An 8707-nucleotide genomic window follows, 5' to 3' on the forward strand; every position below is an offset into this window, starting at 1 on the left:
CTGCTAATTTACAACCAGTTCGATAAGCCGGATCGACCCCTAAAACCATCTTATCTTTAAGCGGTGCTTGCATTAATAATTTTTCTAAATTAATTGAAAATACTTTTAGCGCCTGCTCACTAGCTTTTTCCGTTAACTCATGACGAACTTCCCGTTCAATTGATGGTAAAAGTAATCGATTTAAACTATCTTCAACTGCTTTTAATAAGTATTCATTGGCATCACTGTTTCGATTTTTACTAACTCCGCGATTAATATACTGAATCAAAAAATCTTTATCCATGACAATATTAACCGTAATTACTTTTTCTTTTTCAGCGCGATTGATTGCCAAAATACGATGAGAAACGATACGATTAACGCGTTCATGAAAATCATAATACATTTCATAAACCTTATCTTCATCAGGATTTTTCTTTTTTACTTTAGTTTCGATCGTTCCCGATTTATACATAATATCTTTGACAAATTTACGATATTTAATATCATCACTAATAACTTCAGCAATAATATCTAAAGCCCCCTGAATTGCACTTTCAGTGTCTAATACTTGATCGTTTAAATACTTTTTAGCTTCTTTTTCAACATCACCTTTAGGCAAAGACATTAACCATTTACTAAATGGTTCTAATCCTTTGGCCTTAGCTTCAGTAGCTTTGGTTTTTCTTTTTTCTTTAAACGGACGATATAGATCTTCAACAATATTTAATTTTTCAGCTTTTAAAATATCTTTTTTCAATTGATCGTTCATCATTCCTTTTTCTTCGATCAACCGAATAACATCTTCTTTTCGTTTCGCTAAATTAACTTGATATTGATAATATTTATCAATTTCTCTAATTTGATCTTCATTTAAACCACCCGTTGCTTCCTTACGATAACGGGCAATAAATGGCACTGTATTACCTTGAGCTAATAACGATAATACCGCTTCAACTTGTTTTTTAGTTATTTCTAATTCTTTTGCTACAGCAATAATAATTTCTTCGTTCATATAATCTCCTTAAAAAACGTCTGACTATCTTATTTTACTGTAATTTTGAAAATTATCAACTATTAATATTGACTTGTCTTGTCATATTTTGATTGCAAATAATATTCTTCAATCGTATAAATGATATCATTGTAAATTTCTTCATTTAATAATTCTTTAGCTTTTTCAACATCTACAAAACAATAATCAGTATGTTCATTAGATAAACGGACATGGTCATTTTTAGGAATACATAAATAACCAATCCCAACAGTTTGATAATCGGTTCTAATTTTAGTAAACGTATAAGCTGGTTTGATAATAATAATATCTAAACCTGTTTCTTCTTTAAGCTCTCTAATTAATGCCTGATTAGGTGTTTCGCCATATTCCAAACCGCCACCAGGAAGTTCCCAATATCCTAGTCCATCAGTTGACGGTTTGACACGTTTTAATAATAAAATTTGCTTATCTAATACGACAATTCCTTTTACTGTTATATGAAATCTTACTTTTTCCATGGTTTTCCTCCTATTTATTATCTATATCATAGCACTAATATTACTAAAATTGTTTAAAAAATATTACTAATAGTGTTATAATTGTTGTTGAGGTGATTATAATGATAGATTTTAAATCTGAAGTATTGAAAATAAAAGATCAAATGCTCGAAGATATAAGAAATTTATGTGCTATTCCATCTATGCAAGATGATAATACTGTTGCTTTATTTGCTCCTTATGGCGCTGCTAATCGAAAAGCCTTAGATGCCATGTTGGAAATTGGACGACGTGATGGTTTTGAAGTCAAAGATGTTGATGGACATGCCGGTCATATTGATATTGGCAAAGGAGAAAAAACATTAGGAATTTTAGGTCATCTAGACGTTGTTCCAGTTAATGAAGTTGGTTGGGACAGTGACCCTTTTAATGTAATTATCAAAGATGATAAATTATATGGTCGTGGTGTTGCAGATGATAAAGGTCCTTTACTTGCAAGCTATTATGCCGCTAAAATTGTCAATTCAATGAATTTAGATACTGATATGAAAATTAGAGTAATTTTTGGTTGTAATGAAGAATTAGGCAGCAACTGTGTTAAATACTATTTCACTAAAATGCCTTATCCAACGATGGGATTTACTCCTGATGCCAACTTTCCAGTAGTCTATGGTGAAAAAGCTGGCTGCAGTTTTGAAATAACAGGCAACGTTGAAAAAAATGGCTTGATTTATTTATGTGCAGGAACTCGTCCAAATATTGTTCCAGAAACTTGTGAAGCAATCATCGAAGGTAATTACAAACAATATGTTGATTCTTATCAAAAGTTTTTAAGCAATAACAATTTAACTGGAACCATTGAAGAAGAAGGAAATCATACTAAATTAGTTTTAAAAGGAAAATCAGCTCATGCAAGTATGCCTGAAGAAGGAGTAAATGCGGTAGTTTATTTATGCAAATATCTTGCCAGTGTCGTTGATAATAAAATTGTCGATTTTGTTTTAGAGTATTTAGATGATTATCATGGTAAAAAATTAGGAATTGATTTTAATGGTTTGATGGGTCCATTAACAATGAATCTAGGGGTCATTTCTTATTGCAAAGAAAATTTAAAGATTACTTTAGATTTACGTTGCCCTCATGATATGGACTTTGATGATATGGTTAAAAAATTTGAAAATGCTTGCAGTAATTATCAATTAAATGAAACTCATGATATTGGTAAAGCGTTATATATTGATCCAAATTCAAAACTTGTTTCTAGTTTACATCAAGCTTATGTAGATGTTACTGGTGATCATGAAGCGAAACCACAAGCAATTGGTGGTGGCACATATGCTAAATCAATGCCTAACTGTGTTGCTTTTGGAGCAGAGTTTGCTGGAGAAGATAATTTAATTCATGGTAATAATGAAAATATTAAAATTGATTCTTTGCTTAAAGCAACTGAAATCTATTGTCATGCTATTTACAATTTAGTTACTGCTAAATAAAATTAAAAGACTGCATTAGGCAGTCTTTTAATTTCTTAGAAAATAAATGCTTGATCAGTTTACTTTAATATGGTGCCGGAGCCAAGAATCGAACTTGAATTTCATGATTACCATTCATGCGTTCTGCCATTGAACTACACCGGCATGGTGCAGACAGCGAGATTTGAACTCGCACGAGCTAGAGCCCACTACCCCCTCAAGATAGCGCGTATACCAGTTTCGCCATGTCTGCAAGCTGCAAATAGATTTTAACAAATAATTTTAAAAAAATAAAGACCAGAATGCAAATTCTAGTCTTTTTTTGCCATTTTTATTGATTCTAAATCATTCAAATCGTATGGTGTTTGTTGATAAACGTAATAATTTAACCAGTTACTAAATAATAGATACGCATGAGAGCGCCATTTAACTAATATTTCTTTGTTAATATCATTATCACGATAGTAATTTTTAGGCATCGTTGCATCTGGTGATATATTTAAATCACGACGATATTCTTTATCCAAAGTATCTGGATCATATTCAGGATGACCAGTTACAAAAAAACGTGATCCATCGGTTTCCGCGATCAAATAAACACCTGCATCCTGGCTTTGAGCTAAAATATCTAATGATGATACTTTATCAATATCTTTAGCTAATACAGTAGTGTATCTTGAATGCGGAGCATAAAACTGATAATCAAATCCCCGTAAAATTTTCCGTTTCATTTTATCAATATTAGTATGATGGAAATAAACACCGGTAAGTTTTTCTGGCAATTCGTATTTAGGAATTCCATAATAATGATATAATGCAGCCTGTGATGACCAGCAAATAAAAAACGAACTAAACACATGCGTCTTGGCCCATTCTAACAGTTCGACTAATTCTTGCCAATAATCAACTTCTTCAAACGGCAGCCTTTCCACTGGAGCGCCGGTTATGATCAACCCATCATATCTTTTTTCTTTGATATCATTAAAGGTCTTATAAAAAGCTAATAAATGCTCTTGTGAAGTATTTTTGGACTCATGGCTAGCCATATGGATCCAATCAACTTCGATTTGTAAAGGCGTATTTGAAAGCATCCTAAGCAACTGAGTTTCAGTAACCACTTTAGTAGGCATGATATTTAAAATCAATATTTGTAAAGGACGAATTTCTTGTGCTAATGCTCTATTTTCATCCATCACAAAGATATTTTCTTCTTTTAATATTTTACTAGCTGGTAAATCATTTGGTATTTTAATAGGCATAATCTAACCTCCCGACATATCTTTTAGTTTATCATATCTTTATTGATATTTTAAGACTAAAAAGCAATTAATTCGTTAAAAATTTGAATAATATAAGCATCACTCATTCCTGATAAATAATCAATAATACTTTTTATCAAAGCCTTATCATCATTAATAAAATCATAAATAACTTTATTTTGATACAATTCATTTCTATTAAAAGCAACCATATTACTATATTTTTCCAACCAATGGACATAACCGTTGATAGCATTAGGAAATTGTTCACGATCTTTATTTAACTCTTTAATTAAATTAGTATTTTGATCTTTTGACAATAAGCCATATTGATAATAAAAATCAAAGATTGAATTCAACATTAACCCTACATAATCACTATGGATCTTGACACGATTAATCTTATAAATGTTTTGATAATTGAATCTCATGATTGTTTTCATTATCTCAAAAGCATTTTTAGATAAAGCAATACCATCTTGAGGATTACTGTTATTACATACATCCTGAATAAAATAATTAACAATTGTTCCATTATTAATTGCATTAAACTGGTTTGCCGGATCAAAACTATTTAACGATGCTCGTAATACCTCTGCTTTATTTTCTTTTAAAATCTTTAGTCTTAAGGCATCTTCAATATCGCGGGCTAAATAGGCAATTTTATCAGCCATTTTTACTACACCGCCTTCCCAAGTATATGGAGCATATTGACCCGGTGTCTGGTAATCATTTAAATCAATTATTTCTTCACGCCGTTTAATTTTCATCTGATTCATTTCGCCACAATGAGAAATAATTCCATCACGAATCGCATAAGTAAGATTTAAATTATGACGAAAATGTTCATCATCTTCTAATGTTTCAATATCATCAATAAAATGTAAACTATTGCGCTCATGCCAAAATGATTTTAAACCATATTTTTTGGCAATTTCATTAATGATTGCTTCACCGCCATGACCAAATGGTGCATGACCTAAATCATGTCCTACTGCAATAGCCTTAGTTAATTCAGTATTTAAACCTAAATATCTTGCAATTGTATAACTAATTGATTCCACTAAATTTACATGTTCACTACGAGTGCAAACATGATCATCTTTGACTGCAAAAAATACTTGAGTTTTATGTTTTAAACGTCGATATGCCTGGCTAAAAATAATTCTTGTATAATCTCGTCCAAATTCAGTTCTCAAATCATTTGAACGCTGATAAATTGGTTCTTGTCTTTTTATTGCAACTAAATAATTAGGATTTCTTTCATCCATTGCTTCATTAATAAATAAATTTTTTGTCATATTTATACCCCCGCTTTGATTATATGCCCTTTATTAAATAATTACAAATAGCAACATATTATTTAAAGGACAAAAAACGGTTTTAAAAAAGGAAAGATCAATTATCTTTCCTTTTTTAGTTCATTATTAATATTTTTTAAAGTTCAACTGTTTCTTTAACTAAAGCAACTACTTCTTCCATTGTACAGCAGTTTAATGCTTTTTCCACTAATTTATCCATTTCAGCTTTAGAAATACCATTGATTAATTTTCTTTGTGCTAAAATTGAAGTAGCAGACATTGAGAATTCATCTAATCCTAAACCGATTAATAATGGTGCAGCAATAGCTTCTCCGGCCATTTCACCACACATACCAGCCCATTTACCTTCAGCATGTGCTGAATCAATAACATGTTTCAATAATCTTAAAATTGAAGGATTAAATGGCTGATATAAGTAACTTACACCAGATGACATTCTATCAGCAGCAAATGTATATTGTACTAAGTCATTTGTTCCTACAGAGAAGAAATCAACTTCTTTGGCAAATTGATCAGCTAATACAGCAGCGGCAGGAATTTCAATCATGATACCAACTTGGATTTCATCAGATACTTCGATTCCTTCAGCAACTAATTTATCTTTTTCTTCCATCAAGATACCTTTAGCTTTTCTAAATTCTTGTAAAGTAGCGATCATTGGGAACATAATTCTTAATTTTCCATATACTGATGCTCTAAGTAACGCTCTTAATTGAGTTCTGAAAATATCTTCTCTTTGGAAGCATAAACGAACAGCACGAACCCCTAAGAATGGATTCATTTCTTCTGGTAAAGGAAGAGCTTCGATTTTTTTATCTCCACCAATATCCAATGTTCTTACAACAACTGGTTTACCGTTCATTGATTCTAAAACTTCTTTATAAACTTCAAATTGTCTTTCTTCTGTTGGAAGATCAGCAGATTCCATATATAAGAATTCTGTTCTAAATAATCCAACACCTTCAGCACCATTATCATGAGCACCTGGTAAGTCACCAGCACCACCAATATTAGCTACTAATTCAACTTGATGTCCATCAGTTGTAATTGTTTTTTCGTTAACTAATTTTTTCAATTCTTCTTTTTCAGCAAGATATGCATCACGTTTTGCTTCATACGCTTTAACAGTTTCTTCATCAGGATTAATGATAACAACTCCATCAATACCATCAAGAGCAATCATATCACCATCTTGAACATCTTCTGTAATTGTTTTACAAGATACAACTGCAGGGATTTCTAAAGATCTAGCCATGATTGCAGAGTGAGAAGTTCTACCACCAATATTAGTTGCAAAACCTTTAACGTATGAATTTAATTGAGCAGTATCAGAAGGAGTTAAATCATCAGCTACAATAACAACTTCTTCATCAATTAAAGTTGGATTTGGTAAAGGTTTACCTAAAAAGTTGGCAAGTAAACGACGTGATACGTCTTTTACATCAGCAGCTCTTTCTTGGAAATATGCATCAGGAATGCTTTCAAACATTGCTGCCATTGTTGCAGCAACAGTTTCAATTGCTGCTCCACCATTTAGTTTTTCATCTTTAATTTTAGCTTCGATTTGTCCTTGGAATTCAGGATCTCCAAGCATTAAAGCATGAGCATCAAATACAGCAGCTTCATCATCTGATAAATTTTTTGCGGCAACTGATTTGATTGTTTCTAAATCTTTACCTGTTTGTTCTACTGCAGCCTTAAATTTTGCTACCTCTCCATCAACATCAGCAACAGTAGCTTGAGTAACTGTTAAATCTGGCATAACTAACTTATAGGCTTTTGCAATTGCAATACCGTTAGATGCTGCAATACCATTAATTTTTGTCATTAATATCTACCTCCATATTATATGAATAATTTTACCTTATTTCACCAAAAAAATAAAGCTTTATTAAAGCACTTTCAAGCAATTTATTCCATAAATAATCTAAGTTGTAAGAATTTGCAAAAATATGCAGTAAGCATTTACATATTTATTCGTATTTTATCAAAAAAATTAGAATCCATTAAATATAAAAATAATTCTACAACAATTAACTACTATCTTAGAGTCAAGTTAAGAAAAAACGATTATTTGTCACATCAATAAATAACTACTAAACTTTTTATTAAATATAAAATTTTATAATATTCATCATTAAAATAGCTAGTCGTATAATCAAAAAACACAATTAATAAATTTATCAATAATAACTTGAAGAAATTTTTTAAAAATAGTATCATATATGCGGAGGGACGTAAAATGAAATTAATTATTGTTGAAAACTATGAAGAAGCTAGCGTAGAAGCAGCTAAAATTATGTTGGATGTTGTAAAAAACAAGCCAAATGCTAATTTAGGATTAGCAACAGGATCTACACCAATTCGCTTATATGAATTGATGATTGAAGATCATAAGAAGAACGGGACTTCTTATAAAGACATTAAAACTTTTAACTTAGATGAATATTTTGGATTAGAACCTACTCATCCACAAAGTTATCATTATTTTATGGATAAGCATTTATTTAACTCAATTGATATTAATCCAGAAAATGTTCATGTTCCTAACGGGCATGGTGATATTCAAACAAGTTGTGATGATTACAACAAATTACTTGCGAACAATCCTTTAGATATTCAATTATTAGGTATTGGTTCAAATGGGCATATCGGTTTCAATGAACCTGGTACAGCATTTGATACAATCACTCATATGATTGAATTAAAGGAAAGTACTCGCCAAGATAACGCCAGATTATTCTTTAATGGTAATATTGATGAAGTACCTACACATGCTATCACAATGGGAATTGCTAATATTCTAGCCGCTAAAAAAATCCTTTTAATTGCATGTGGTGAAAATAAAGCTGCACCTGTTAAGGTTTTAGTAGAAGAAAACAAAACCATAGAAGTTCCAGCTAGTGCACTTCAAGATCATGAAGATGTTACAGTAATTGTTGACAAGGCAGCAGCTAGTCTACTAACTAAATAACTAAACGATAAAATCAAAACCGGGAAGTGATCCCGGTTTTTGTTATGAAAGCATCATGATCATAAATGAAAATATGCAGGATAAAATAAAAAAAGAAGAAGGACCGGCAGCGTGCTCTTTTCGCACCGCAGTACTATCTTCGCCGCTATGATGCTTAACTTCTGTGTTCGGAACGGGTACAGGTGTTTCCATCATGCCATTGCCACC

The 8707-nt window shown here is 31.3% G+C and carries 7 protein-coding genes, 2 tRNA genes and 1 rRNA gene; 2 read left to right on the forward strand and 8 right to left on the reverse strand.

Annotated elements, in window-relative coordinates:
- The coding region (locus tag J7M77_RS13815) for a Tex-like N-terminal domain-containing protein (protein WP_296879585.1) at positions 1-994 on the reverse strand (994 nt) is incomplete at its 3' end.
- Between the two features lie 62 nt (positions 995-1056).
- The gene (locus tag J7M77_RS13820) at positions 1057-1494 is read right to left on the reverse strand and encodes an NUDIX domain-containing protein (protein ID WP_296879588.1); all 438 of its coding nucleotides are present in this window, start codon (positions 1492-1494) and stop codon (positions 1057-1059) included.
- Between the two features lie 101 nt (positions 1495-1595).
- Between J7M77_RS13820 and pepV the strand changes: the two genes are divergently transcribed.
- The gene (gene pepV / locus J7M77_RS13825) at positions 1596-2966 is read left to right on the forward strand and encodes a dipeptidase PepV (RefSeq protein WP_296879590.1); all 1371 of its coding nucleotides are present in this window, start codon (positions 1596-1598) and stop codon (positions 2964-2966) included.
- Positions 2967-3036: 70 nt separating this feature from the next.
- Here the strand turns inward: pepV and J7M77_RS13830 are convergent.
- From J7M77_RS13830 to ptsP, 5 genes are all read right to left on the reverse strand, one after another.
- Positions 3037-3110 (reverse strand) — tRNA-Thr (locus J7M77_RS13830).
- Position 3111: 1 nt separating this feature from the next.
- Positions 3112-3198, reverse strand: a tRNA-Leu gene (locus J7M77_RS13835).
- 58 nt (positions 3199-3256) lie between these two features.
- On the reverse strand, positions 3257-4204 hold the full coding sequence (gene metA / locus J7M77_RS13840) for a homoserine O-succinyltransferase (protein WP_296879592.1): 948 nt from the start codon (positions 4202-4204) through the stop codon (positions 3257-3259).
- Positions 4205-4260: 56 nt separating this feature from the next.
- Complete coding sequence (locus J7M77_RS13845; RefSeq protein ID WP_296879593.1) at positions 4261-5505, reverse strand: HD domain-containing protein; 1245 nt, start codon at positions 5503-5505, stop codon at positions 4261-4263.
- Between the two features lie 136 nt (positions 5506-5641).
- Positions 5642-7354 carry a phosphoenolpyruvate--protein phosphotransferase gene (gene ptsP, locus J7M77_RS13850; RefSeq protein ID WP_296879595.1) on the reverse strand — a complete coding sequence of 571 codons (1713 nt, stop codon included), beginning with the start codon at positions 7352-7354 and terminating at the stop codon, positions 5642-5644.
- 414 nt (positions 7355-7768) lie between these two features.
- On the opposite strand from ptsP, the gene nagB reads away from it, so the two are divergent.
- Positions 7769-8500 (forward strand): glucosamine-6-phosphate deaminase, encoded by a 732-nt coding sequence (gene nagB, locus J7M77_RS13855; RefSeq protein ID WP_296879597.1) that lies wholly within the window; start codon positions 7769-7771, stop codon positions 8498-8500.
- A 101-nt stretch (positions 8501-8601) separates the two neighbouring features.
- Here the strand turns inward: nagB and rrf are convergent.
- Positions 8602-8707, reverse strand: a 5S ribosomal RNA gene (gene rrf, locus J7M77_RS13860); the annotation flags it as partial.

This window comes from Thomasclavelia sp., from assembly GCF_017889095.1.
GTDB lineage: Bacteria > Bacillota_I > Bacilli_A > Erysipelotrichales > Coprobacillaceae > Thomasclavelia.